At 68.5% G+C, this 25,407-nt stretch carries 22 protein-coding genes; 12 read left to right on the top strand and 10 right to left on the bottom strand.

Translation table 11 applies throughout. The annotated features are described in order from the left end of the window. Window positions 1-3: 3 nt before the first annotated feature. Window positions 4-1,677, bottom strand: a complete 1,674-nt coding sequence (locus LDL21_RS22900; RefSeq protein ID WP_443678053.1) for a TM0106 family RecB-like putative nuclease — start codon at window positions 1,675-1,677, stop codon at window positions 4-6. A 175-nt stretch (window positions 1,678-1,852) separates the two neighbouring features. Here LDL21_RS22900 and LDL21_RS22895 point away from each other — a divergent pair, with 175 nt between their 5' ends. From LDL21_RS22895 to rraA, 7 genes are read left to right on the top strand one after another with little or no spacing between them, the layout of a single operon-like run. Beyond that, window positions 1,853-2,524, top strand: coding sequence for a DUF6474 family protein (locus LDL21_RS22895; RefSeq protein ID WP_225281670.1), 672 nt, complete (start codon window positions 1,853-1,855; stop codon window positions 2,522-2,524). Window positions 2,525-2,528: 4 nt separating this feature from the next. After that, entirely contained in the window at window positions 2,529-3,074 is a 546-nt protein-coding gene (locus LDL21_RS22890; protein WP_225281669.1) for a hypothetical protein, read from the top strand. 40 nt (window positions 3,075-3,114) lie between these two features. After that, complete coding sequence (locus LDL21_RS22885; RefSeq protein ID WP_067644123.1) at window positions 3,115-3,765, top strand: YcnI family copper-binding membrane protein; 651 nt, start codon at window positions 3,115-3,117, stop codon at window positions 3,763-3,765. Beyond that, window positions 3,765-4,400: a copper resistance CopC family protein gene (locus tag LDL21_RS22880; RefSeq protein WP_225281668.1), complete on the top strand. Its 636-nt coding sequence runs from the start codon at window positions 3,765-3,767 to the stop codon at window positions 4,398-4,400. The genes LDL21_RS22885 and LDL21_RS22880 overlap by 1 nt, the downstream gene beginning before the upstream one ends. 6 nt (window positions 4,401-4,406) lie before the next feature. After that, window positions 4,407-5,327, top strand: coding sequence for a CopD family protein (locus LDL21_RS22875; protein ID WP_225281667.1), 921 nt, complete (start codon window positions 4,407-4,409; stop codon window positions 5,325-5,327). A 30-nt stretch (window positions 5,328-5,357) separates the two neighbouring features. Beyond that, the gene (locus LDL21_RS22870; protein ID WP_225281666.1) at window positions 5,358-5,813 is read left to right on the top strand and encodes an SRPBCC family protein; all 456 of its coding nucleotides are present in this window, start codon (window positions 5,358-5,360) and stop codon (window positions 5,811-5,813) included. A gap of 13 nt (window positions 5,814-5,826) precedes the next feature. Continuing rightward, window positions 5,827-6,315: a ribonuclease E activity regulator RraA gene (gene rraA / locus LDL21_RS22865; RefSeq protein ID WP_067495230.1), complete on the top strand. Its 489-nt coding sequence runs from the start codon at window positions 5,827-5,829 to the stop codon at window positions 6,313-6,315. A 20-nt stretch (window positions 6,316-6,335) separates the two neighbouring features. On the opposite strand, the gene LDL21_RS22860 is transcribed toward rraA, so the two are convergent. Beyond that, window positions 6,336-6,557: an RNA-binding S4 domain-containing protein gene (locus LDL21_RS22860; protein ID WP_181698170.1), complete on the bottom strand. Its 222-nt coding sequence runs from the start codon at window positions 6,555-6,557 to the stop codon at window positions 6,336-6,338. 112 nt (window positions 6,558-6,669) lie between these two features. On the opposite strand from LDL21_RS22860, the gene lysX reads away from it, so the two are divergent. The 4 genes from lysX to LDL21_RS22840 all read left to right on the top strand — a co-directional run bounded on the left by lysX (window position 6,670) and on the right by LDL21_RS22840 (window position 11,802). Then, window positions 6,670-9,954: a bifunctional lysylphosphatidylglycerol synthetase/lysine--tRNA ligase LysX gene (lysX, locus tag LDL21_RS22855; protein WP_225281665.1), complete on the top strand. Its 3,285-nt coding sequence runs from the start codon at window positions 6,670-6,672 to the stop codon at window positions 9,952-9,954. A 162-nt stretch (window positions 9,955-10,116) separates the two neighbouring features. Beyond that, window positions 10,117-10,425, top strand: coding sequence for a hypothetical protein (locus LDL21_RS22850; protein WP_067495222.1), 309 nt, complete (start codon window positions 10,117-10,119; stop codon window positions 10,423-10,425). A 35-nt stretch (window positions 10,426-10,460) separates the two neighbouring features. Further along, window positions 10,461-11,147, top strand: a complete 687-nt coding sequence (locus LDL21_RS22845) for a hypothetical protein (RefSeq protein ID WP_225281664.1) — start codon at window positions 10,461-10,463, stop codon at window positions 11,145-11,147. 37 nt (window positions 11,148-11,184) lie between these two features. Then, complete coding sequence (locus LDL21_RS22840; RefSeq protein ID WP_225281663.1) at window positions 11,185-11,802, top strand: histidine phosphatase family protein; 618 nt, start codon at window positions 11,185-11,187, stop codon at window positions 11,800-11,802. A 48-nt stretch (window positions 11,803-11,850) separates the two neighbouring features. On the opposite strand, the gene LDL21_RS22835 is transcribed toward LDL21_RS22840, so the two are convergent. From LDL21_RS22835 to gltB, 8 genes are all read right to left on the bottom strand, one after another. After that, window positions 11,851-12,750: a cutinase family protein gene (locus LDL21_RS22835; protein WP_181698174.1), complete on the bottom strand. Its 900-nt coding sequence runs from the start codon at window positions 12,748-12,750 to the stop codon at window positions 11,851-11,853. A gap of 190 nt (window positions 12,751-12,940) precedes the next feature. Then, window positions 12,941-13,312 (bottom strand): hypothetical protein, encoded by a 372-nt coding sequence (locus LDL21_RS22830; RefSeq protein WP_225281662.1) that lies wholly within the window; start codon window positions 13,310-13,312, stop codon window positions 12,941-12,943. Window positions 13,313-13,322: 10 nt separating this feature from the next. Then, window positions 13,323-13,835 carry a roadblock/LC7 domain-containing protein gene (locus LDL21_RS22825; protein WP_225281661.1) on the bottom strand — a complete coding sequence of 171 codons (513 nt, stop codon included), beginning with the start codon at window positions 13,833-13,835 and terminating at the stop codon, window positions 13,323-13,325. Then, window positions 13,832-14,884, bottom strand: coding sequence for a hypothetical protein (locus tag LDL21_RS22820; RefSeq protein ID WP_225281660.1), 1,053 nt, complete (start codon window positions 14,882-14,884; stop codon window positions 13,832-13,834). The genes LDL21_RS22825 and LDL21_RS22820 overlap by 4 nt, the downstream gene beginning before the upstream one ends. After that, a complete protein-coding gene (locus tag LDL21_RS22815; protein WP_181698228.1) occupies window positions 14,881-15,261 on the bottom strand; it encodes a hypothetical protein in 381 nt (126 codons plus the stop codon). The genes LDL21_RS22820 and LDL21_RS22815 overlap by 4 nt, the downstream gene beginning before the upstream one ends. 368 nt (window positions 15,262-15,629) lie before the next feature. Next, window positions 15,630-16,190, bottom strand: coding sequence for a tetratricopeptide repeat protein (locus LDL21_RS22810; RefSeq protein WP_181698177.1), 561 nt, complete (start codon window positions 16,188-16,190; stop codon window positions 15,630-15,632). A gap of 276 nt (window positions 16,191-16,466) precedes the next feature. Continuing rightward, on the bottom strand, window positions 16,467-17,936 hold the full coding sequence (locus tag LDL21_RS22805) for a glutamate synthase subunit beta (RefSeq protein ID WP_181698180.1): 1,470 nt from the start codon (window positions 17,934-17,936) through the stop codon (window positions 16,467-16,469). Then, window positions 17,929-22,581 (bottom strand): glutamate synthase large subunit, encoded by a 4,653-nt coding sequence (gene gltB / locus LDL21_RS22800; protein WP_181698181.1) that lies wholly within the window; start codon window positions 22,579-22,581, stop codon window positions 17,929-17,931. Before gltB ends, LDL21_RS22805 begins: the two co-directional genes overlap by 8 nt. Before the next feature lie 935 nt (window positions 22,582-23,516). Here gltB and LDL21_RS22795 point away from each other — a divergent pair. Continuing rightward, complete coding sequence (locus tag LDL21_RS22795) at window positions 23,517-25,283, top strand: DUF4407 domain-containing protein (RefSeq protein ID WP_225281659.1); 1,767 nt, start codon at window positions 23,517-23,519, stop codon at window positions 25,281-25,283. Window positions 25,284-25,407 lie beyond the last annotated feature (124 nt).

Here is a 25,407-nt window from a genome sequence, read left to right as displayed (position 1 = left end):
GTATTACCGGGCGAAGTCCTTGAGCGAGGGAACCTCAACTACAGCCTTAGTGGTCATCCATTCGCGCAGGACCTGGGTGGCGCGGACATCGTCTTCGTTGTACTCGAGCAGGCGCGTGCGCTGCGACATGTCGCTGTCGGCGTCGTAACCGACCGCGCGGCGGTACCAGCCCATCGACGCCTCACCACCGGCTTCGGGATCGCGCCAGCCGAAACCGGCGACGGGCGCGATCTTCTTGAGTCCCTTGCCGTTCGGGCAGATGAACTGGTCGGTGACGGCCTGGAACATGTCGACCCACTCGGGTGAGTCGACGAAGGCGCGCACCTCCTCGTGGGTGGGGATGCCCGGCCTGCCCGCGAACCGGCGCGCCGACTCGTAGAGCCACTTGTCCTCGGCGGTACGCGAATAGCAGTAGGCGGCAAAGGTTTTGCCCGCCGCATGCGCCTGCGCGCGCTGTGCCATCAGCCAGGTCCAGAACTCGCCGAAGGAACGGCCCTCGTCGTCGGTGGGCAGCGGGTCCCAGGTGACGAACGGGCGGTACACGTCGTCGAGCAGGGTGCCCCAGAGGTAGGCGCCGTCTTCCTGGTAGCTCTCCAGATCGACGTCGATCTCCACGTCGGCCCGGCGCACGCTGACGGTGTCGAAGCGCCGGACCAGCGGTGCGCCGGCGATCCAGGCGCGTGCGGTGACGACGGTCTCGGTGAACGGGCCGTGCTGCCAGTCCTCGGGTTCCTCGCCGATCCAAGCGGCCAGTTCGTCGATGGTCTGTACGCCGTGCACACGCAGCACCTCGGCCCGCGAGCCGGGCGCGACCAGACTCACGTCCCGCATCGCCGCCAGCGTGCCCTCGCACCCCGGCTGATCGGGCTCCGGCCCGCGCACCCACCAGGGGCACTGCCTGCACTCGGGCACCTTCGACGGCTGGGTGGGCAGTTCGCCGCGCACCACCGCGATGCGGTCGGCGTAGCGCAGGTCGTAGTCGGCGAGCACACCGGTGAGGTCGTGCACGAGGATGCGGTCGAACGCGAGACCGATGGCGCCGCCGACCAGCGCGGGACTGGCCAGGCCGTGGCGCTGCAACATCCGGTACAGGTGGGCCAGGCGCTGCTGGTCGCGCGGCTGGGGACGCAGCTTCACGTGCTTGTCGCGGCGCGGCTCCCAGCGGAACAGGTCCGAGGTGAGCGGGTGGAAATCGGCCGGGTCGGGGCGGCGCGGGTCGGTGACCTTGTGGTTGACGACGATGATCGGGATATATCCGCCGCGATCGGCGTCGCGCAGCAGGAACTCGGCGCCACCACGGCGGCCGGTGTCGGGTTCCTGGGGCAGCAGGCCACCCCAGATCCGCGACGCGCCCGCCCGCATCGCGGCCATCGTCGCGGCGGCGCGCGCACCGGCACGCAGCGCCGGATCGATCACAACCCAGTCGTCGGGAGCGGCGCCGACCAGTTCGTCGCGGACCTTGGTGCGATACGCGGTGGCGGCTTCGCGCCGCTGCTGCACGCCCGGGTCTTCCCTGACCTCGGCGAGCATGCCGGGGTTGGCGGCGTCCAGGCGCAGCCGGTGGCGGCAGCCGATGAGCGAGCGCGCGTCGAGGAAGGCTGCCGGGGAGCCGTCGCGACCGGCCGAAGTGGCCGTTGTGGGCTCGGTTTCGAGCGCAGCGGAAGCCGGTGCCGGGATCGTCACCGGCCCGCTGTCGAAGTTCTCCTCGGCTGCACGCACACCAGCAGTATGGTCCTTACCCCCGACACATTGCCCAATCGCTACCCTGATCCCACTACGCTACGAAGTACGGCAGGCCGGTCCGGACGGCGCTGCCTCGTGACTTGGCGAGCATGACGGAGGGCCTGATCTCATGGGGTTGTTCAGCAAGCGTAAGCGGCGGCCAAGTCGTCGCGCGGAGGCGAAGGCGCTCAAGCACAAAGCCGCCGTCGAGGCGAAACTCAGCGCCAAGAACGAGCGCAAGGCGGCCAAGGCGGGCGAGCGGACCACCCGCCGCGCGCTGAAGGCGCAGACCCGCACCGAGGCCAAGGTGGCCAAGGCGCAGATCGCCGCGCTGCAGGCCGAGGAGAAGGCGGCACAGAAGCTGGCCGCCAAGGCCGATCGGGAACTGTTCAGCGCGGCCCAGATCCGAAAGTACATCGGGGTGGCCCGGGTGCTGATCCCCGTGCTCGCGCCGCTGGCCTACCGTGGCGCCACCCTGGTGCGCGGGCAGCTCGACGCGCGCAAGGCACAGCAGCTCGGCATCGGCCTGGACCAGCTCGGCGAGTTCAGCGGCCACGGCGCTCGTCTACAGGCCCGCATCACCAACACCGAGAACGCGCTGGACAAGATCGCGGCCGACTCCCCTGACGGCGACACCAAGAAGTTCGTCGAGGCGGCCCGTTCGCGGCTGACCGACCTCACCGTCGCCGTGCGCACCGCCGAGCAGATGCCCGCCGCGCGCCGCAAGGCCGTGCACACCTCCATCTCCACCGAACTGTCGGTGCTGGAGAACGACGCGCTGGCCCGCCTCGGCGTCCGCTGAACCTGTGACGACGCCGCAGCTCACCTCCCGCCTGCGCGGTGGTGGCTGCGGCGTACTCGTCGGCGCGCTCGCCGTCGCCGCGCACGGTATGGCCGGTGGTGGGGTGCCGCGGTCGGCGGAAGTAGCGCTGTTGCTGCTGGTTTCGCTCGCTACGGGCGCGATCGCCGGGGGCCGGGCTCTTCCCACTTTCGCGCGTCGTGCCGATGCCGGGTGGGTGCGGGCAGTGGGAGCGCTCATCGGCGGTCAATGGGCCGGGCACTACGCCCTGACCGGGACGCTCGATCATCACGGTGGCGTTCTCGATGTGCTGCACCTGCCGAGTGCGCCGATGGTCTTGGCGCACCTGCTGGCCGCGTTCATCTGTGCCGCACTGATTCTCGTCGCCGAACGGTTGTATCTCGTTGCGTCGGGCGTGATCCGGGCGGTACTCACCGTTCCACGACTCGACGTCACCCATCGTGCCGCGCGCTGGACGGAAACCGTCGACATCGCCCTCGGCACCCACCTGGAAGGTGTGCGATGTCCGCGCGCACCGCCGCTGTCCGCCTGATCTCACTCGACATCAGAACTCTTCGGACAGAAGGCATTCCATGCACAACTTCATCACCCGTGGGACGGCGACGGCCGGTCTCGCGGCTGCTCTCGTGCTCGCCGCCTGCGGTTCGGCCGCGGCGCACGTCACCGTCGACGCGCCCGGCGCCGCCAAGGGCAAGTACACCGTTGCCACCTTCAAGGTGCCCAACGAATCCGACACCGCCTCGACCACCTCGGTGAGCGTCACCGTGCCGAACCTGAAAAGCGTTCGCACCGAACCGATGCCGGGCTGGTCCTCGCGCATCGAACGCAACGACAAGGGCGAGGCGGTGGCCGTCGCCTGGACCGCCGAGCCGGGCAACCCCGGTGTCGGACCGGGTCAGTTCCAGCGTTTCGTGCTCTCGCTCGGACCGCTGCCCACCCAGGACGAGGTGACCTTCCCCGCGCGGCAGACCTACAGCGACGGCAAGGTCGTCGCCTGGGATCAGCCGAGCACCGGCGGCGCCGAGCCCGAATACCCGGCGCCCACACTGGCACTCAGCGAGTCGGGTGGTTCCGACGGCGGTGACCACCACGTCGCCACCGACGAGCCCGCCGAAGCGGAGTCCGACTCGGTGGCGCGCTGGACCGGTGGAATCGGCCTGGCACTCGGCCTGTTCGCCGCCGCGCTCGGTCTCGGGCTCGTCGCGCGGTCGAGGAAGTCGTGATGGAACGCTGTCAGACTCCTGCGGTGTCCGGGCGGTCGCGGCAGTCCACGCCCCAGGCCGTCGTGTCGAACGAGATCGTGGCCGAGATCAATCGGTCGGCGCGGCGTCGCCTGGCGCGGCGGTTCGCTGTCACCCTGGTCGCCGGCCTGTTCGCCCTGATCTTCGGTGCGACCGGTATCGCGAACGCGCACTCCGGTGCCGTGAGCAGCGTTCCCGAGGACGGTTCGTCGATCGAGGCGGGACCGGCGCGCGCGAGCATCACCTTCAACGAGGAACTGCAGCAGACGTTCCCCTCGCTGACGGTGGTCGGTCCGGACGGGCGGCTGTGGTCCAAGGGCAAGCCGGTGGTCGAGGGCCGCACGGTGAGTGTGGAAGTGGGTGAACTCGGGCCGGTCGGCGAATACACCATGGCGTTCCGGGTGACCTCCGCCGACGGTCATCCCGTCAGCGGGACGAGGACGTTCACCCTCACCAAGGAAGGCATCGGGGCACCGGGCGCCAAGCCGGGCGAGGACGAGGGCTCCGACGGCGAGGAGTCCGGTGGCGTGCCCGTGTGGGTGTTCGTCGCCGGTGGTGTCGTGCTGTTCGGCGTCGGTCTCGCGGTGGCGCTGCTCGGCACCGGCCGCAAGAAGTAGCCGCCGATGACGACCGGAGGCCGGTGGCGAGTGCTGGTTCCGGTCGTCGTCGCCGCCCTCGCCGGGGTGGCGCTCGCCTGGATACTGCGCCGGACCGGCGGTTTTCCGGCAGCGGCGTGGGCCCGGGTGATCGCCGACGGCGCGGGCGCGACGGTACTCGGGCTGGCTGCGCTGCCCCGCCTCGACCACCGGCTCGTGGTGGCGTGGCGGCCGGTCGCGGTGCTGGCCACGATCTGGCTCGGCGCCGAGTTCGCCGTGCTGGTGTGCGAGGCGGCGGGCATCGTGGGCGTGCCGGTGCACGAACTCGCCGCGGGTGAATTCGGCACGTTCCTCGGCAGGCTCAGCGGCGGGCAGATCGGGATCGCCATCCTGTTCTGCACCGCCGCCGTCGCCTGCTACGCCGCGTGGGCGTTCCGCAGGCCCGACGACGCCTCGGCCGACCTGGTCCTGGTGTTCGCGGCGGTCGCGCTCGCCCTGCGACCCATCACCGGGCACATGTCCCAGCAGGTGCTCGGGTCGGTGCTCGTCGCGGTCCACGCCCTGGCCGCGGCGGCGTGGTTCGGGCTGCTGCTCGCACTGGCACTGGTCGTACGCACGCGCGGCGGCTGGGCGAGCGCGCTACCCCGCTACTCGACCGCCGCCGCGCCGCTGGTCGCGGTGATCGCGGTGACCGGGCTGATCGACGGCCTCGTCCGCATCGGCTCGATACCTGCCCTGGTGACCACCGGCTACGGACGGATCTTGCTGGCCAAGGTGGTCGTGCTCGCCATGCTCGCCGGGCTCGGCTGGTGGTGGCGGCGCACCTGGGTGGGCCGGGCCGCCGAGCATCGCGTCACCGCCGACGTGTCGGTCCGCAACGCGGCGATCGAGGTGACGCTCATGGCGGTGGCGCTCGGCTTGGCCGCCACACTGGCCGTGACCGCTTAGACGCCATACAAACGCATTACAGTTGCCGGTATGAGCGACGTGAGGATTGTCGAAGACTGCGCAGCGCCCGCCGAGACGGCATTCGCCTTTGTCAACGACTATCGCAACCTGCCGAAATTCTGGTACGGCATCGAGTCCTTCACCCCGGTCACCGACCAGACCGAGGGTGTCGGCGCGAAGTTCGACGGGAAGATGAAGCTCGGCCCCGCCTCGCTCACCTCCCGCATCGAAGTGGTGCGCTGGGAGGAGGGCTCGGTGATCGGCACCAAGTCGATCAAGGGCTTCGAGATCCTCTCGACGTTCGTCTTCACGCCCAAGGGCGCCGACACCAGCACCATCGACGCGCACATCCAGTACTTCGTGCCCGGCGGTATCGCGGGCAAGATGCTCGGCCGGACCATCGAGCCGTTCATCAAGATCGCCGTGAAACACACCACCGAGGCGCTCATCAGCGAGATCGAGAAGGCCCACCGCCCGACCACCTGACACAATCGGCGTCATGACCGAATCAGCGAATGTAGTGGCAACCGCCGATCTGGCCGATGAGATCGGCCCCGAGATCCGCAGCTGCGATACCCAGTTCATCCAGTTCGGTGGCCGTCAAGCGTTCGCCGGGCGGATCACCACGATCCGTTGCTTCCAGGACAATCTGCTGGTCAAGCAGACCCTCGGCGAACCGGGCGAGGGCAAGGTGCTGGTCGTGGACGGCGGCGCGAGCGTGCACACCGCGCTGGTCGGCGACATCATCGCGGGCCGCGGCGTGGACAACGGCTGGGCGGGCGTCGTCGTCAACGGCGCCGTGCGCGACTCGGCCATCCTGCGCACCCTCGACATCGGGGTGAAGGCGCTCGGCACCAACCCGCGCAAGAGCACCCAGACCGGTAGCGGCGAACGCGATGTGCCGGTGGAGTTCGGCGGCATCACCTTCGTCCCCGGCGAGATGCTCTACAGCGATCACGACGGCGTAGTCGTCCGCGCCGAGGACTGAGAACTCGCACAGGGTGCGGGTCAGGCCTCGCCGACCCGCACCTTGTGACCGGCCAGCACGACGATGTCGCCGACCTGCAGTTGCCTGCCACGGCGCAGTTCCACCTCGTCGTTGACCCGGACCAGACCCTGGGCGATCACCGACTTGGCCTCCGAACCGGAATCGATCAGATTGGCCAGTTTGAGGAATTGCCCGAGCCGGATGACCTCGTCATCGATCGGCACGTCCACTGGTTCCGACATGCGCTAATACTTACCCCGTCGGGAAATCCGGTCGCCCACCGGGCCCCACGGTGACGAACACGCCGTCGGCGACCCCCTGCGGTTCGCACCCGCGGGCACGCACACTGGATCGGTGACTTCCACGCGGGCCGAGCAACACCCCAGCAGCTCCCTCGACCGGGTTCCCCATCGCGCGCACGGCAGGTTCTCCGAGGTACCGCACATCACCGGGCTGGTGCTCGGTATGTTCGCGGTGCTGTGCGCGCTCTGGAGCCTGTCACCGGGGTTGCGGCAGCTCACGGAGGTGCCGCGCGATTATGTGGACACCCACTATTTCGACGCGCCCGACACGAGTCTGGTGTGGGCGCTGGTCGTCGGATTGCTGGCCGGTGCGGCGGCGAGCCGCAAACGGGTGGCGTGGTGGTTGCTCGTCATCTATCTGACGCTGTACTCGATCACCAACATCGTCGACTACACGAGCACGCGGGAGCTGGATCCGCTGGTGGCGTTCGTCGTGCACGGTGTGGTGCTGGCGATCCTGATCGCCGCCCGCGCGGAGTTCTACACCCGGGTGCGGCCGGGCGCGGTGCGTAAGGCGCTCGCGGTGCTGGTCGGCGGCTGTGCGTTCGGGTGCCTGCTGGGTTGGGGTCTGGTCGAGCTGTTCCCCGGTTCGCTGCCGCGAGGTGCGCAGCGACCGCTGTGGGCGGTGTCGCGGGTGACCGCGGCCGTCCTGGTCGACAACGAGCACTTCGACGGGCACCCGCCGGGCTGGGTGGATTTCGTGCTCGGCCTGCTCGGCGCCCTCGCGCTGATCGCCGCGGTGATCGTGCTGCTGCGGTCGCAACGGGCAGGCAACGCCATGACCGCGCTCGACGAGTCCGCTCTGCGCGGCCTGCTCGCGAGCGGCGATGTGGACGACTCGCTGGGCTATTTCGCCACCCGCCGCGACCGCGCGGTCGTCTTCGCCCCGAACGGCAAGGCGGCCATCACCTATCGCGTGGAGCTCGGCGTCTGCCTGGCGGCCGGTGATCCGATCGGACCGAAACAGGGCTGGCCGCAAGCTGTCCGGGCCTGGCTCGAGCAGGCCGACCGATTCGGCTGGGCACCGGCGGTGATGGGCGCGAGCGAGCAGGGCGCGCTGGTGTATCAGCAGGCGGGCCTGTCGGCGCTGCGCCTCGGCGACGAAGCCGTGCTCGACACCCGCACCTTTTCGCTGGCCGGTCCCGCCATGAAGCCGGTGCGCCAAGCCGCGAACAGATTGCGCAAGAACGGCTTCGGAATCAGGGTCCGCCGGGCCGGCGAGATATCGCCTGCCGAATTCGCCGAGGTGATCGCGCACGCCGACGCCTGGCGCGACACCGAGACCGAACGCGGCTTCTCGATGGCGCTCGGCCGCCTCGGCGACCCACTCGACGGTGACTGCCTGCTGGTCGAGGCGATCGACCACGACGAACGGGTTCACGCGATGCTCTCGTTCGTGCCCTGGGGACGCACGGGGGTGTCACTGGAACTGATGCGCCGCGATCCCGCGAGCCCCAACGGCGTGATGGAGCTGATGATCTCCCAACTCGCCCTCAACGCCGATCAGTACGGCATCACCAGGATCTCGCTGAACTTCGCGGTGTTCCGCTCGGTCTTCGCCGAGGGCGGACGCATCGGTGCCGGCCCGGTGCTGCGGGCGTGGCGCGGTGTGCTGCTGTTCTTCTCGCGCTGGTGGCAGCTCGAGGCGCTGTACCGCTCGAACGTGAAGTACCACCCGCGCTGGGTGCCACGGTTCTTCCTGTACGAAGACCGCAGGCAGCTGCCTCGGGTGGCGATGGCGAGCGGCCTGGCCGAGGGGTTCCTGCCGCGGCTCGGCCCACAACCCGACCCCGCCGTCCACACCGGGACCACGCCAGCCGTTCCGGCGACGGTCACCGGCCTGCACGCCGACGGCAGCGCCCCCGACATCGACGCCGACGAGGAGTCCGGCCCCCGCCGCCCCGAACAGGTCCGCGTGCGGATGACCACCCTCGACCGCCTCACGGCGAGCGGCGTCGACCCCTACCCCGCCGCCTATCCGCCCACCCACACCATCGCCGACGCACGCCGCTGCCCGCACGGGACAACCGTGCGGGTAGCCGGTCGGATCACCCGCATCCGCGACTACGGCGGGGTGATCTTCGCGGTGGTCCGCGACTGGACCGGTGATATCCAGCTGCTCATCGACCGCGAACGGGTCGGCACCCGCGCGGGCGAATTCAGCGCCGACTTCGACCTCGGTGACCTCATCGAGGCGAGCGGCCGGATCGGCACGAGCCGACGCGGCGAACTGTCGCTGCTGGCCCAGGACTGGCGGATGAACGGCAAGTGCCTGCACCCGCTTCCCGACAAATGGCGTGGCCTCACCGATCCGGAGGCCAAGGTCCGGCGCCGCTACGTCGACATGGCGATCAACGCCGACAGCCGCGAACTGCTCGCCAAACGCAGCGCCGTCCTGCACTCGCTGCGCGAGTCACTGCACGACTGGGGTTTCCTCGAGGTGGAGACGCCGATCCTGCAGCAGGTACACGGCGGCGCCAACGCCACCCCGTTCCGCACCCACATCAACGCCTACGACCTGGACCTCTACCTGCGCATCGCCCCCGAGCTGTACCTCAAACGGCTGTGCGTCGGCGGCATCGAGAAGGTGTTCGAGATCGGGCGGACCTTCCGCAACGAAGGCGTGGACTACAGCCACAATCCGGAATTCACCATGCTCGAGGCGTACGAGGCGCACAGCGACTACCTGCGGATGATGCAGCTGTGCCGCCGGTTGATCCAGGACGCGGCGGTCGCGGCCAACGGCGCCGAGGTGGTGCTGCGCCCCGACGGCACCGAGGTCGACATCTCCGGCGAATGGCGGGTACGCACGGTGCACGGCGCGCTGTCCGAGGCGCTGGGCACCGAGGTGACCGCGGCGACCGATCTCCCCCGCCTGCGCGAATTGTGCGACGGCGCCGGTATCACCTATCAGCGCGGGTGGGACGCGGGCCAGGTCGTGCTGGAGATGTATGAGCATCTGGTCGAGTCCGAAACCACGGAACCGACTTTCTACCTGGACTTTCCCACCTCGGTCTCACCCCTGACCCGGTCCCACCGCAGTACCGCCGGCGTCACCGAACGCTGGGATCTGGTGGCCTGGGGAGTCGAACTCGGCACCGCCTACAGCGAGCTCACCGACCCCGTCGAACAGCGGCGCCGCCTCACCGAACAGTCCATGCTCGCCGCCGGTGGCGACCCCGAGGCGATGGAGCTCGACGAGGACTTCCTGCAGGCGCTCGAACACGCCATGCCACCGACCGGCGGTCTCGGCATCGGGGTCGACCGGGTGGTCATGTTCATCACCGGACGCGGCATCCGCGAGACGCTGCCGTTTCCGTTGGTGAAACCGCGCTGAAATCGGGTACACCGACCTCGGCTGTAAACGATCTTGCGCGACACAGCGATGAACCACTGCGTCCCGCGAGTTTCCGGACGAAACTCGCAGCGACAGCAGTACTCTCGGATGTTCCGGCACCGGGAGGATGCCGGCACAACACACCATCGGATGGGGAAAAATATGTACCTTGACCTGCTGACATCGGCCGCACTGGTCGACCCACAGGTGCTCGCGGGCAGCATCGACACGCTCGCCGGCTCGGACCTGGTCACCGAACTGGCCGCGAAGAAGAAGGGGAAGAAGAGCAGCAAGGGTCTCATCATCGGCGGCGTGTGCTGCCTGCTGGTCGTCCTCGCCATCGTTGGCCTGGTCTTCATGCTCAAGAACAAGAAGAAGAACGACCAGCCGCCGAACCAGCCGCCCTACGGCGGCGGCCCGGGTCAGGGTGGTCAGCCGCCTTACGGCCAGCCGCCGTACGGCCAGCCATGACGTGAACCGGGGGCTCGCGGCACTATCCTCGCCTCATGGCGAGGCCCCCCCGCGAGTCCTCGGATCAGCACCTGGTCGCCAAGGGTCTGTCGGCGACCAGTGTGGCTGCGCTGTTTCTGCTGCTGCGGGTCTTCGCGGTGACCGACTACGACTGGAACGCCGCGTTCTCGCTGGCAGGCACCCTCGGTCTCGACGACGTCGTCATCATGGTGCTCGGCACGTTGATGGCCAGTCCGGTGCTAGGTGGGATCGCCCTGGCGATCCTGCTGCCCGAGGCGCTGATTCATCAGATCCGGCTCGGCCGCCCGCGCTGGACCAACGCGGGCAACCTGATCTGGTTGCTGATCGTCGCCCTTTTCACCGCCGCGCTCCTGTGGACCTATCGGATGTGGTGGGTGCTGGTGGCGTCCGCGCTGCTGGCGGTCGTCCTCTACATCTTGTTGCGCGCCGGTAAGCGCGATCCCGAAGGGTCGCGGATGGCGCACTGGTTCGTGTCCAGTTCGGCTCTGATCGTCACGCTCGCCGCACTCGTGCTCGCCGCGACGGTGCAGGTGCCGTGGGTGTCGCTCGAGGAGATCGCGACGAAGAACGGCGTCGTCCGGGGATATGTGGTCGAGAATCCACCCGGATATCTGAAGGTGCTGCTCGAACGGGAGCGCGAGATCGTAATCGTCGACACCGCCGACGTCACCGGTCGCACGGAGATCCAGCCCGACCTCTAGGCGACACAATGCCCGGTCATGGGGCACAGTGGTTGACGTGCAGCTGATTCTCGTGCGTCATGCCCAGCCCGACAAGGTCGTCGCAAGTACCTCCGCCGCCGATCCGGGTCTCACCGATATCGGCCGCCGTCAGGCCGAGCGGGTGCCCGCCGCGCTGGCCGCCCACGAGATCACCCGCATCGTGTCGAGCCCCCAGCGCCGGGCCCGTGATACCGCCGCACCGACCGCGCTCGCCCGCGACCTGCCCGTCGACATCATCGACGACCTCGCCGAATACGACCGTGATCTGCCCGCCTACATCCCCATCGAAGACGCCAAGACCGAATTCGCCGACGCCTACACCCGGATCAAGGCCGGTCTGCTGCCCGAGCAGATCGACGGCGCCGCCTTCACCCGCCGTGTGCTGAGCGCCGTCGAACAACTCGTGGCCGCCACCCCGCACACCGAGACGGTCGTCGCCTTCGCTCACGGCGGGGTCGTCAATGTGCTGCTGGCCGACATCCTCGGCCTGGCCCGCCCGCTCACCTTCCCCGTCGACTACTGCTCGATCACCCGGATCCTGTACTCGCGCAGCGGAACGCGCACGGCGGCGACGATCAACGAGTCCGGTCACGTGTGGGACCTGCTGCCACGCAACCTCGCCCGAACGACATAGAAAAGCCGGGTGCGAGAAACTCCCGCACCCGGCTTCACCTGCGAAAACTCAGGCGTGCGAGGCGATCCAGTCGCGCATCCAGGTGATGGCGGTGTGTCCGCCACCCACCGAGTAGCTGCCGTACAGGTGGTGCGCCTGCGACTTGTAGAACTGCTCGAGATCCTTGGCCCGCTTCTGGTTCGCCGCGTCCGAGAGCTGCGCCTGCAGCACCGGCACACCGCCGTGGGCCATCAGATCCTGCATGATCGCGCCCGCCTCGATCTGGTAGCGCCACATGTTCGCCGGGTTGGCATCCGAGCTCTGCGCCAGGAAGCCGGCGAACCGGGTGACGAAATCGTCGGTCGCCGTGGCGCAGTACAGGTCGTCGACCGCGCAGATGGTGCGGGTGCGGTCGCTGAGCCAGCCGAAGCCGCCGGGCCGCGCGCCACCGGCGCCCGCGCCCTGGGCATGCGGGCCGACCTGCACGTCACCGGGTGCGCGACGCGGATCGGAGATCAGGCCGACCGCGGCCACCCGATCGGCCGGAATGGTGCTGAGCCCGGTGCCGATCTCGGCCGCGAGATCACCCGCGGCGTCGGCGCCCTGGCTGTAGCCGACGAGGGCGGCCTTGGTGTTACCGCACTGCGCGAGCTTGGCAGAGATGAGGCCGCGCGCCGAATTCACCGCCTGCTTCTTGGAATTGCCGTAGACATCGCCCTCCCACGGGAAGGCGGTCGCCGCGTAGGTCACGTAGTCGACGTCGACATTGCGCGGCAACCCGTTGGTGACGCCGGACAGCATGCCGGGCCCCGGCGGCTTGTCGATGCCGGTCTCCCAAGTGCCGGGAATGGCGACGACATAGAGACTCGGGCAGGCAGGCGCCGCGGACGCACTCCCGCTGCCGACAACGATTCCGGACAACATCGCCGCGGACGCACCGAGTGCCGCGACAATCTTCTTCACCTGCATACCGCTCCAGTTCCACCTTGCTCGCCGCTGGAGAGCAAACCCCGTTTACGTGTGGCTCCCAGACCTCGCCGCGAATCACAATAGAGGTACCACCACGCCTGTGCCACATGAGTATGACGAGCTTGTCCGATCGTTGTGACAGAATTCATTTCGGCCGAGTGAGCCCCGCGCTCACCCGGCCCGCGCCGGCCTAGACCTCGAGCTCCTCCTCGATGCCCTTGAGCCGGTGGCGGGCAAGGGCGAGGTTGGCGCGGGTGCGGTCCAGTGCCAGGTAGAGGAAAAGGCCCTTGGACTTGCGGCCGGTCATCGGCCGGATCACGTGGTACTGGCCCGAGAGGGTGATGAGCATGTCCTCGATCTCCTCGTTGAGGCCGAGCTGCTCGATGGTCCGCAGCTTCGCGCGCACCACCTCGGTGTTGCCCGCCGCCGCGATCTGCAGGTCCAACGACTTGCTGCTGCTGAGCATTCCGAGGGCCATGCCGCTGCTGTAGTCGACGACCGCGGCGCCGATCGCGCCGTCGATCACCATCATGTCCTTGAGCGCCAGATCCATATTCGACATGTCGTACCTTTCAATCGTGCGCCGCCGCCAGATGAGCGGCGATGGCGCGAGCTACCGGACGCGACTCCAGGTGGAGCCGGCCGACGTTCACATCCGGGCCCGCGAGCACGGTGAGCGCGGTGTACCCGGCGGCGTAGATCACCACCTGCCCGTCGCTGCCGTGCACGACGACCTCGTTGAAACCACCGCCGTGCGCGGTGCTCGCCAACCGGTACGACAGCGACAGCTGCGCGGCGGCCAGGGCCGCCATCCCGGCCGGTTCGATATGGGCGGGTAGGTCGTGTTCGATGAGCAGGCCGTCGCTGGAGGCGACGACTGTGCCGGTGAGGTGGGGGACGCGGTCGCGCAGGGCGGTGAGCTCGGCCTGGACGGCCGGGTAGCTCTGCGGCAGCGGTCGCGTGGTCTGGTCCTGGCCGTACGGGGTGGGCCCCGTGAGCTCCGAACCGGTGGTCTTACGTTCGGGCAGCGGCATTTTGGTCAACTTTCCCCTCCACTCGCCGAGCAGCTTCCTGCGCCCGGTCATGCCAGCTCCGCCAACGCCGTCCTGATGCGGATCAGGAGGGCGCGATCCACCTGCTGCCAGGGTTGGTCGACCGGGGGTGTCCAGGAGTAGGTGTCCGCGCCGCGGGTGTTCCGGTCCGCGGTCCGGGCGGTCGTGCCCGGAGTCGGAGTTGTCGCGGCGGGGGTCCGGGCGGCCGCGCTCGCTTCCTCGACGAGCGCGTGCCTGCCCGAAGTCGGTGGGGTTACCGGCGACGGAACGCGGCGCGGAAGAGGCGGTATCGGTTTCCCGGCCGACGCAACCCGGGCAGACGCGATCGGGGTCGCGGCGTCGGTGCCCGAATTCTCTTGTGCTGCGGCGTAACCGGCGCCGCCCCGGGTTGCCGCGTGGCGTCCGTGCTCGGGCCGGGGTGCCACGGTGAGGTGGCGGGTGCGAGGTTCGGCGTCGGCCGATTCCGGTGCCTCGATCAGCCCGGCTCTGGTCAGGTCGCGGACGGCGACGAGGCAGCCGTAGGTGGTGCGACCGAGCTCGCGGGCGATGTCGGCGATGGTGCGGTGGTTGTCGGCGGCGGCGAGCACGTCGGCCTGGCCGACCGTGAGGACCGTGCGTTTGCGGCGTGCCCGGTGCGTGGGCGAGACGGGGACCGTGGACACCATCTCGGCCGTCCAGGGACCGGCGTCGGGGCGTCGGCGTCGTGCGCATTCGCTCACCAGAGCGTGCGGCGCGATCCGGCACACCGGAGCGAGCCAGTGCTCCTCCGTCGGAACGAATTCCGCTTCGGCTTCGGTTTCGAGCAGAAAGTAGGCCGCGTCGTAGGCCGAGAGTCTCGCGAGGGTCTCCAGGCGTGGGCGGCGCAGCAACGCACCCGGCTCGCCCGCGCGGGCACGGCGCAGGTCCTCGTCGGTCGCGACACCGGCCTCGACGGCGAGCCGGTCGAGACCGATGGTGCGCCGGCAACCGACCGAGGCGATAGCCCCACGGGCCAAATGGAATTCGCCGTCGCCCGCCCGCAATATCCCGGTGGAGCCTTGTTCTTCGAGCCGCTGGAGTTCTTCGGCGAGGGCGGCGCTCATCGGCCCGCCATTTCTTCCAGCGCGGCCTTGAGCTGATAGCGCGCCATTCCCAGATTGGCGGCGGCGCCGTCGAATACCGCGTGGACGAAAAGTCTTCCCTCGAAATCGCCGTCGAGCAGGTGCAGCAGGTGAAAGCCCTTGTCGCGGCAGACGATCAGCTCACGGACATCGTCGTCGGCGGAGCTGCTCGAGAGCGCGGTGCACGCGAGGACCGTCCGCATGACGTCGGTGGTTCCCGCGGCGTCCTCGTGCTCGTCGACGATGTCGTGCGCGCCGACGGCGGCCACCGCCAGCCCGCTGGCACCGTCCACCAGCGTCACGCCGCACGCACCGGGAATCTCCATGATGCGTTTCAGGCAGCCGTCGAGAGAATTCACCCGCGCCCCCGGTCTGTCCTCGAAAATGTTCGACAGCACGAGACGCTATACCCGCCCGCAAATTTCCGCATCCCGAACGCGGGAAAATTACTGTGCCACCGAAGTTTGCTGGTAGTTGCTGGAAAACCGCTCGGTATCAATACTTTTCGGTAACCAACGGACTCGTTCGCCGACACCACTCGAAGCCGGTGGTCAATCCCGGTTTCCGCCGTGCAGCGACCCGGTGGCGAACTTCCGTTTTAATAGTCTTCGCAGAACTCGCCATAGTGCGAATGCACGTCAGCGCCACTCAGCGGGTGCCCCCACTTCGGTGGTAGTCGATGAAAGGACAGAACCCAGTCGAGCGGCTGCGTTCGAGGCAGGCTGGATCAGCCGGCCGCGCGGCGATACCAGGACTCGGCCTCCCGGTGCGCCCCTTCGGATTCGAGCAGGGCCGCGAGATTGGCCATCGCTTTCGGATGACCGAGATCGGCGGCGCGCCGGAAGCAGCGCCGGGCCGCCGTGATCGCGCCCCGGCGACGCAGCAGCAGACCGAGATTGTTGATCGAGTCGATGTCGCCCGCCGCGGCCGCTTCGTCGTACCACGCTTCGGCGTCGTCGAGCCGGTTGTCGTCCTCGAGCAACCGCGCGAGGTTGTACATCGCGTCCACGTGCCCCGCGAGTGCCGCGTGGTGGTACCAGGTCTCGGCCTCGGCGATATCGCCGCTCTGATACAGCATGGTGGCCAGGTTGTACATGGCGTTGCCGTTGCCGCCCGCCGCCGCCCGCCGATACCAGATCTCGGCCTCGGCCAGCTCCCCGAACTGATCGAGCAACACCGCGAGATTGTTCATCGAGCGCGTATGCCCCGCCGCCGCCGCCCGCCGGAACCAGTACTCCGCACCTTCGTAATCGCTGTGATCGTGGTAGAAGTGGGCGAGGTTGTGCATAGCGGTACCGTCACCGCGCTCTGCTGCGCGGCGCAGATACGCCAACGTTCCCGGCGGCAACGGCACAGCTCCCCCTCGGATCTCCCGTACACCTCGTCACGGAAAGTCTATGTGCTGCAAGGAAGATCGGCCACGTCCATTATCGGCACCCCTAAGTCTTTGAGCGCCATAAGGATTCATACCCGACGCATATCCCTGGCAAACTCCGGCGCCACCTGCGGTGCAACGACGAAGGCGCCCACGGACTCGAGTCCGTGGGCGCCTTCGAGGTACTGATTACCGCTGGGCGACAGCGGTCGGGGGGATCGGCGCGGGGAGCGCGGTTTCGCCCTCGAGGTACTTGTCGACGGCGGCCGCGGCGGCGCGGCCCTCGGCGATGGCCCAGACGATGAGGGACTGGCCGCGGCCCATGTCACCGGCGACGAAGACGCCGGGGATGTTCGTTGCCCAGTTCTTGTCGCGCTGGACGTTGCCCCGGCCGTCGTAGCCGACGCCCAGGTCGGTCAGCAGGCCCGGCTTCTGCGGGCCGACGAAGCCCATGGCCAGCAGCACCAGGTCGGCTTCGAGGGTGAAGTCGGTGCCTTCGACCTTCTCGAAACGGCCGTTGACCATCGTGACCTCGTGCGCCTCGAGGCCGGTGACCTTGCCGTCCTTGCCGACGAAACGCTCGGTGTTCACGGAGAACACGCGCTCGCCGCCCTCCTCGTGCGCCGAGGAGACCCGGTACATGAGGGGGTAGGTCGGCCACGGGGTGGAGCCTGCGCGCTCCTCCGGCGGACGGGGCATGATCTCGAACTGGTGCACCGACTCGGCACCGTGGCGGTGCGAGGTGCCGAGGCAGTCGGCGCCGGTGTCGCCACCACCGATGATGACGACCTTCTTGCCCTTCGCGTGGATGGGCGGCAGGCCTTCTTCGTCGGTGATGTCGTCGCCGAGCTGCACGCGGTTGGCCAGCGGCAGGAACTCCATCGCCTGGTGGATGCCGTCGAGCTCGCGGCCCGGGATCGGCAGGTCGCGGGCGATGGTGGCGCCACCGGCGAGCACGATCGCGTCGAAACGCTCACGCAGCTGCTCGGCGGTGATGTCGACGCCCACGTTCACGCCGGTCTTGAAGATGGTGCCTTCGGCTTCCATCTGCGCCAGACGGCGGTCGATGACCGACTTCTCCATCTTGAATTCCGGGATGCCGTAGCGCATCAGGCCGCCGATGCGGTCGTCGCGCTCGAACACGGTGACGGTGTGACCGGCACGCGTGAGCTGCTGGGCGGCGGCCAGACCCGCCGGGCCCGAACCGACGACGGCGATCTTCTTGCCGGTCAGGCGGGTGGGGTACACGGGGGTGACCCAGCCCTCGTCGAAGGCGTTCTCGATGAGTTCGACCTCGACCTGCTTGATGGTCACCGGCTGCTGGTTGATGCCGAGCACGCACGACGCCTCACACGGCGCCGGGCACAGCCGCCCGGTGAACTCCGGGAAGTTGTTGGTGGCGTGCAGCCGGTCGATGCCCTCGCGCCACGAGTCCTTGTACACCAGGTCGTTCCACTCGGGGATCAGGTTCCCGAGCGGACAACCGTTGTGACAGAAGGGGATACCGCAGTCCATGCAGCGGCTGGCCTGCTTCTGCAGGGTCTCGTGAGAGAACTTGTCCTCGTAGACCTCTTTCCAGTCGAGCAGACGCAGCTCGACCGGTCGACGCGCCGGGAGTTCCCGCGAGGTGTGCTTCAGAAATCCTTGTGGGTCAGCCACGAGCCGCCTCCATAATCGCCTCGTCAACGTCCTTGCCGCTCTTCTCGGCTTCGGAGATGGCGAGCAGAACCTTCTTGTATTCGCGGGGCATGACCTTCACGAAGTGGTTCACCTGCTGGGACCAGTCGCTCAGGATGCGTTCGGCCACAGCCGAACCCGTCTCGTCGCGGTGGGTGCTGATGATGTCGCGCAGCCAGGTGAAGTCGTCGCCGGAGAGCTGCTCGATCGCATCGGCCTGATCCGGGTTGACGCGCTCGGCGAGCGTGCCCTCCGGGTCGTAGACGAACGCCACACCACCCGACATTCCTGCGCCGAGGTTGCGGCCGGTGCCACCGAGGATGACCACGCGGCCACCGGTCATGTACTCGAGCGCGTGGTCGCCCACACCCTCCACGACCGCGGTGGCGCCGGAGTTGCGCACGCCGAAGCGCTCGCCCGCGACACCGTTGATCAGGATGCGGCCGCTGGTGGCGCCGAACATGATCACGTTGCCCGCGATGATGTTGTCCTCGGCGACGAAGCCGGCGGGTGCGTTGAGCGACGGGCGGACCACGATGTGACCACCCGAAAGGCCCTTGCCGACATAGTCGTTGGCGTCACCCTGCACGCGCAGCGTGATACCGGCCGGGACGAACGCGCCGAAGCTGTTGCCCGCCGAACCGTTGAAGGTGATGTCGATGGTGTTGTCGGGCAGGCCCGCGCCACCGTAGAGCTTGGTCACCTCGTGGCCGAGCATGGTGCCGACCGTGCGGTTCACGTTGGTGATCTTGGTTTCGATCTTCACGGCCTTGCCCCGCTCGAGCGCGGGCGCGGCCTGGGCGATCAGCTCGTTGTCCAGCGCCTTGTCCAGACCGTGGTCCTGGGTGCCGGTGCAACGGGTGTCCTGGTTCATGAACGCCGTCTCCGGCATGTCGAGAATCGGGGACAGGTCGAGCTTGGCGGCCTTGAAGTGCTCCTTGGCCTTGGCGGTGTCGAGCAGGTCGACCCGGCCGATGGCCTCGTCGAGCGTGCGGAAGCCCAGCTCGGCGAGCAGCTCACGCACCTCCTCGGCGATGAAGAGCATGAAGTTCTCGACGAACTCCGGCTTGCCGGTGAAACGCTCACGCAGCACCGGGTTCTGGGTGGCGATACCCACCGGGCAGGTGTCGAGGTGGCACACGCGCATCATCACGCAGCCCGAGACGACCAGCGGAGCGGTCGCGAAACCGAACTCCTCGGCGCCGAGCAGCGCGGCGATCATCACGTCGCGGCCGGTCTTCATCTGACCGTCGACCTGGACCACGATGCGGTCGCGCAGGCCGTTGAGCAGCAGGGTCTGCTGGGTCTCGGCCAGGCCGAGTTCCCAGGGTCCGCCCGCGTGCTTGAGCGAGGTGAGCGGCGAAGCACCGGTACCGCCGTCGTGGCCCGAGATGAGCACGACGTCGGCGTGCGCCTTGGACACACCGGTGGCGACGGTGCCGACACCCGGCTCCGCGACAAGTTTCACGTGAATCCGAGCCTGCGGGTTCGCGTTCTTCAGGTCGTGGATCAGCTGGGCCAGATCCTCGATCGAGTAGATGTCGTGGTGCGGCGGCGGCGAGATCAGGCCGACGCCCGGCGTGGAGTGACGCACCTCGGCGACCCACGGGTACACCTTGTGCGCGGGCAGCTGACCGCCCTCACCCGGCTTGGCACCCTGGGCCATCTTGATCTGGATGTCGGTGGCGTTGGTCAGGTAGTGCGCGGTGACACCGAAGCGACCCGACGCGACCTGCTTGATCGCCGAACGACGCCAGTCGCCGTTCTCCTCCACCTCGAAGCGAGCGGGGCTCTCGCCGCCCTCACCGGAGTTGGAGCGGGCACCGAGACGGTTCATCGCGATCGCGAGGGTCTCGTGCGACTCGGCCGAGATCGAGCCGTAGCTCATCGCGCCGGTCGAGAACCGCTTCACGATCTCGCGGGCGGACTCGACCTCGTCGATCGAGATCGGCGCACGCACGCCCTTCTTGAACTTGAACAGACCACGCAGCGCGGCGAGGCGCTCGGACTGATCGTCGACCAGCTTGGTGTACTCCTTGAAGATCGAGTACTGGCCGGTGCGGGTGGCGTGCTGCAGCTTGAACACCGTGTCCGGGTTGAACAGGTGGTACTCGCCCTCACGACGCCACTGGTACTCACCGCCCACCTCGAGCTCGCGGTGGGCGCGCTCGTTGCGGTTCTCCAGGAACGCGGTGCGGTGGCGGATGGCCACCTCTTCGGCGATCTCGTCGAGACCGATACCGCCCAGCGGCGAGCGCAGACCGGTGAAGTACTCGTCGACCAGGTCCTGGGCCAGGCCGATGACCTGGAAAAGCTGGGCGCCGTTGTAGGAGGCGAGGGTGGAGATGCCCATCTTCGACATCACCTTGAGCACGCCGTTGCTGGCCGCGGTGCAGTAGTTCGCGACGGCCTTGCGGTAGTCGGCGGCCAGGTCGCCGGTGCTGGCGGGCAGCGAAAGCGAACCGCGCTCGAGCATGTCCTCGATGGACTCGAAGGCCATGTACGGGTTGATCGCGGCCGCGCCGAAGCCGACGAGGGCGGCCATGTGGTGCACCTCGCGGGCGTCACCGGCCTCCACGACCAGGCCGACCATGGTGCGGGTGCGTTCGCGCACCAGGTGGTGGTGCACCGAGGAGGTGAGCAGCAGCGACGGGATCGGCGCCAGCTTCTCGTTGGACTCGCGGTCCGACAGCACGATGATACGCGCGCCGCCGTCGATCGCGGCCGAGACCTGGGTGTTGATGGCCTCGAGTGCCCGGCGCAGACCCTCGCCGCCCTCGGCGACCGGGTACAGACCACGGACCACGACCGAACGCAGCTCGGGGTGGCTGCCGTCGTCGTTGATGTGGACCAACTTGGCCAGCTCGTCGTTGTCGAGGATCGGCTGCTCGAGCGCGATCTGCTTACACGACTCCGGGCCGGGGTGCAGCAGGTCGGCCTCGGGACCGATGTTGCGCTTGAGGCTGGTGACGACCTTCTCGCGGATGGCGTCCAGCGGCGGGTTGGTGACCTGCGCGAACAGCTGCGAGAAGTAGTCGAACAGCAGGCGCGACCGGTTCGACAGCACCGCGATCGGGGTATCGGTGCCCATCGAGCCGAGCGCCTCACCACCGGTCTTGGCCATCGGGGTGATGAGCAGGCTCAGGTCCTCGGTGGTGTACCCGAAGATCTGCTGACGGATGAGCACGCGGTCGTGCGACATGTGCACGTGCGGGCGGTCGGGCAGGTCGGCCAGGCGGCTCACGCCCGCGTCCAGCCATTCCTGGTACGGCTCGGCGGCGGCCAGTTCCGACTTGATCTCGGCGTCGGTGACGATGCGGCCCTGCTCGGTGTCGACCAGGAACATCTTGCCCGGCTGCAGGCGGATCTTCTGGACGACGGTCGAGGGGTCGATATCGAGCACGCCGACCTCGGACGCCAGCACGACCAGGCCGTCCTCGGTGACCCAGATGCGGCCCGGGCGCAGACCGTTGCGGTCGAGCACGGCGCCGATCTTCTTTCCGTCGGAGAAGCAGACCGAGGCCGGTCCGTCCCACGGCTCCATCAGCATCGAGTGGTACTCGTAGAACGCCCGCAGCGCGGGGTCCATGTTCTCGTTGCGCTCCCACGCCTCGGGGATCATCATCATGATCGCGTGGTGCAGGTCGCGCCCGCCCAGGTGCAGCAGTTCGAGCACCTCGTCGAAGCGGGCGGTGTCGCTCGCGCCGGGGGTACAGACGGGGAAGATCTTGTTCAGGCGGTTGTTGCCCGCCTCGTCCTTGCCGAACACGTCCGAACGCAGCAGCGCCTCACGCGCGCGCATCCAGTTCTCGTTACCGGTGACGGTGTTGATCTCACCGTTGTGGGCGACCCGGCGGAACGGGTGCGCCAGCGGCCACGAGGGGAAGGTGTTGGTGGAGAAGCGCGAGTGCACGATGCCGATGGCCGACTCGACGCGCTCGTCCTGTAAGTCCAGGTAGAACGCGCGTAGCTGCGGCGTGGTGAACATGCCCTTGTAGATGAAGGTCTCGCCGGACAGGCTCGGGAAATACACCGACTCCTTGCCGACGGCGCCCTCGCCGGGACCCGCGTTGCCGAGCTCGTGCTCGATGCGCTTGCGGATCACGTAGGCGCGACGTTCCAGGTCCATGCCCGAGAGCTGCTCGGCCGAGTTCTTGGGCGAGCCGATGAACAGCTGACGGAAGGTCGGCATGGCATCGCGGGCCAGCGCGCCGAGCGAGGACTCGTCGATCGGCACCGCGCGCCAGCCGAGTACGGCCATGCCCTCTTCGGCGACGATCTTCTCGACGCCGTAGGCGGCACGCGCGGCTTCGCGGCGGGCCTGCGGGAGGAAGGCGATACCGGTGGCGTAGGAGCCTGCCTCGGGCAACTCGAAGTCCACAACCGCGCGGAAGAACTTGTCCGGGAGCTGGATCAGGATGCCCGCGCCGTCGCCGGAGTTCGGCTCGGCGCCCGCGGCACCTCGGTGCTCCAGGTTCAGCAGTGCCGTGATGGCCTTGTCGACGATGTCTCGACTGCGTCGTCCGTGCATGTCGGCGACGAATGCGACGCCGCAGGCGTCGTGCTCGTATGCCGGATCGTAGAGCCCGGTGACACCGGGTGACCTGTGGCCAGGAAGTTGCGTCATGCCTCTGCCTTCAAGAAAGTCGGCTGTCGATGATCGGCCACCCAGCAAGCTGAGCGTGGACCCTTCGTCGTTTCGCCTCCGTCAAGACTGCGTCCGTACGATCCGAAACCAGCGGCGATGATGGTTTGCGGCGTGCAGTCACGTCTCCAGTTGTCCACCCGCTTCGTTGACGTAGTGGGGGTGCTCAGAGGTAACGGGACGCTTACCTGTCCCTTACCTCCGCGCGGGGTTTCACCCGCTACTCTTGGCCCGGTTTCACCGGACCCCGAGCAGGTGGTTGTGCCGAACAAGGGTGCGTTCGGCGTAAGAGCAAACGATAAGTCAGACCGCAGACCCAACCAACTAAGGTTGGGCTTAGTAACCCTGTCTAGCTGGGGTTTGTAACGCCAGCCCGTATCGTCACGCGCGTCGTCCAGTGTAAAGCAGGGCGGGGGCCGGATCGATCCCGCAGAACCGGCGCCGACCTGCGCGAACACCGTCGACGGGCGAGCCGGAACCGGCCGGAGGTGTGTGACCTTCGACCGAACTCAGCTGCATCGCAGCAGGATTCCCCAGCAAAGCGCAGGTCAAACCTATGGTTTCCCGCTAACCAGGGCCACCGACGGTGAGATATTCCTGACAGCGCCCCGACATGCCCTGGTAGTCAGCCAACCGTACGGTCTGCAAGTGAGACGCTCTTCACAGCACATATCCAGCTAACACGCGGCAGTGTCGTTCGCCACAGGACGGCCCCGAAGCGGCCACCGATGCGGCTCGCCGGGACCGACACGCCGAGGTCGGCGGCCCGCGCCGCTACCGCCGCGATGCCGGGAGTTCGGATCTGTGAGGCTGACCACAAATACCGCTTCGCCGCTCGGTGTGGCGGCGCCGGGCCTGTCACGCTGACACCACGAATCCATGACAGTTTCGCCACGCGAAAGAACCGGGGAGAAGGTATGACCGGCACACTCGCCTGGCTCGGCGGCGGCCTCGTCACGCCTTCGCGCGACCACAACGGGCCCGACAACGCCGGATATGTCGTCACCGGCGCCGCGGTGGCGCTGTTCGGCGTGGTCGCGGGACTGGTCACCGCCGTCGCGCTCGCCGCGGCCGACGGGATCGGGTTCTTCTTCGTCGCCGTGCTCGCGCTGCTCGCCGCCGTGGCGGCCGGTGCGATCGGGCGGGCGCTTGCCACCAGGAACACCACCGACGACCGGCGCGGCACCGCCGCGCGCGTCGGAATCGGCGTGCTGGCCGGGGTGTTCGTGGCCGAGCTGGCCACCACCGTGCTGCTCGGCGGGACCGTCGACCGCGAGCTGGACGTGCGCGCCCACGCCGACGCCGAACAGGCGCCTGCCGTCGTCACCGCGCGCGCCGAGTACGACCTCGCCGTCGCCGACCGCACCGCGCTCGACGCGTCCATCGCGACCGCGCAGGCCGATATCGACCGCAACCTGGTGATCGCGCGCTGCGAGTTCAATCCGACCCCGGAGTGCCCGCAGACCCGCATCACCGGTGTTCCCGGTCGTGGACCCGAGGCCCAGACCGCCAACGAGATGCTCGACGACGCCCGCAAGCAGCTCGCCGCCGCACAGGCCCGCACCGACGGCCTCGACCAGCGCGTACGCGCCGAAACGGCCGAGCTGGCCGCCGCCCGCGCCGACGCCTTCGCCGAGGGCGATCGCGGGATCGGCGCCCGCTGGCTGGCCATGAACGGCTACACCGCCGATCACCTCGGCGGCGCCGCGCTTCGCCTGCTGATGCTGGTCGCGGGAATCGCGCTGGCGTTGTTGCCGCTGCTGCTGCGCTGGTGGCGTGGGGAGACCGCGCTGGACCGCAAGGTCGCCGCCGACGAGATCGCCGACCGGGCCGAACGCGCCGCCGACGCCGCCATCGCGGTGAAACAGGCCGAGGTGCGCACCGAGACGGCGGTGCTGCGGGCCGACCAGGAACTCGACTCGCAACGGCTGGCCATCGAGGCCGACGGCGTGATCGATCGAGAACGCCAGCGAACCAGGATCATCGCCGCGATCGGCGGTTTCGAGCTCGGGTACACCGAGCCGCATCGAAAGGACGAGTCCGTGGCTCTGGAACCGACTTCGCAGCAGCAGCTGCCCGCCGGATACCTCCCGCACGCCCTGCCGCACGGCCAGGCCGGTGCGCTGGTACCCGCCGAGCAGGCACCGCCGCAGGCGCCGACCGGGGGCGGGCTGGAGCTGCCGATCATCGGGACCGTGCCGTTCACCGACACCGCCGCGCGCTGGATCCGGCCGCTCGTCCCGTCGTTCGTCGCCAATGCCATCGACTCGGCCACGCATCCGCTGCGGACGGCGCGACAGGCGTTCGAAGAGGTCGAGGAGGTGACCTTCACGCTGCGCCGCAGCCGGAAGGTGACCGTCGATACCCAGGACTCGCAGCAGCAGTTCCAGCACGCACCGCAGCAGCAGTTCCAGCAGGCGCCCGGGCAGCAGGGTTACCTGCCCGCGGGTTATCCACCGCCGCAGTACAACCCGTACGCGCAGCAGATCGCGTCGAATGTGGTGGACGCGCCCGGCCGGAACTACCACCCGGATCCGCGGCAGTACCCTGGGCAGCCGAGCTACACCGCATTGCCCGCAGGACAGGGCACGGCGCTGCCCGCCGCCGGGCAGGGTGAACTGGCCGGGTCGGACGCGCAGGAGCTGCCGGGTGGCCGACAGCGTCAGCTGCCGCCTGCTCGATAGCTCAGTGGACATCTGTTCACTGGGCGTCAGCGGTGATCGATCGCACCGACGACCTCCGGGTGCGCACGACAAAACGCGCGACCATCAGTTGTTATACGTACCGGATTCGCCGGTGACCTAGCTA

Source organism: Nocardia rosealba (assembly GCF_020216065.1).
Taxonomy (GTDB): Bacteria; Actinomycetota; Actinomycetes; order Mycobacteriales; family Mycobacteriaceae; genus Nocardia; species Nocardia rosealba.
The sequence above is the reverse complement of the archived record's forward strand: the minus strand, read 5'-3'. Positions and strand labels throughout refer to the sequence as shown.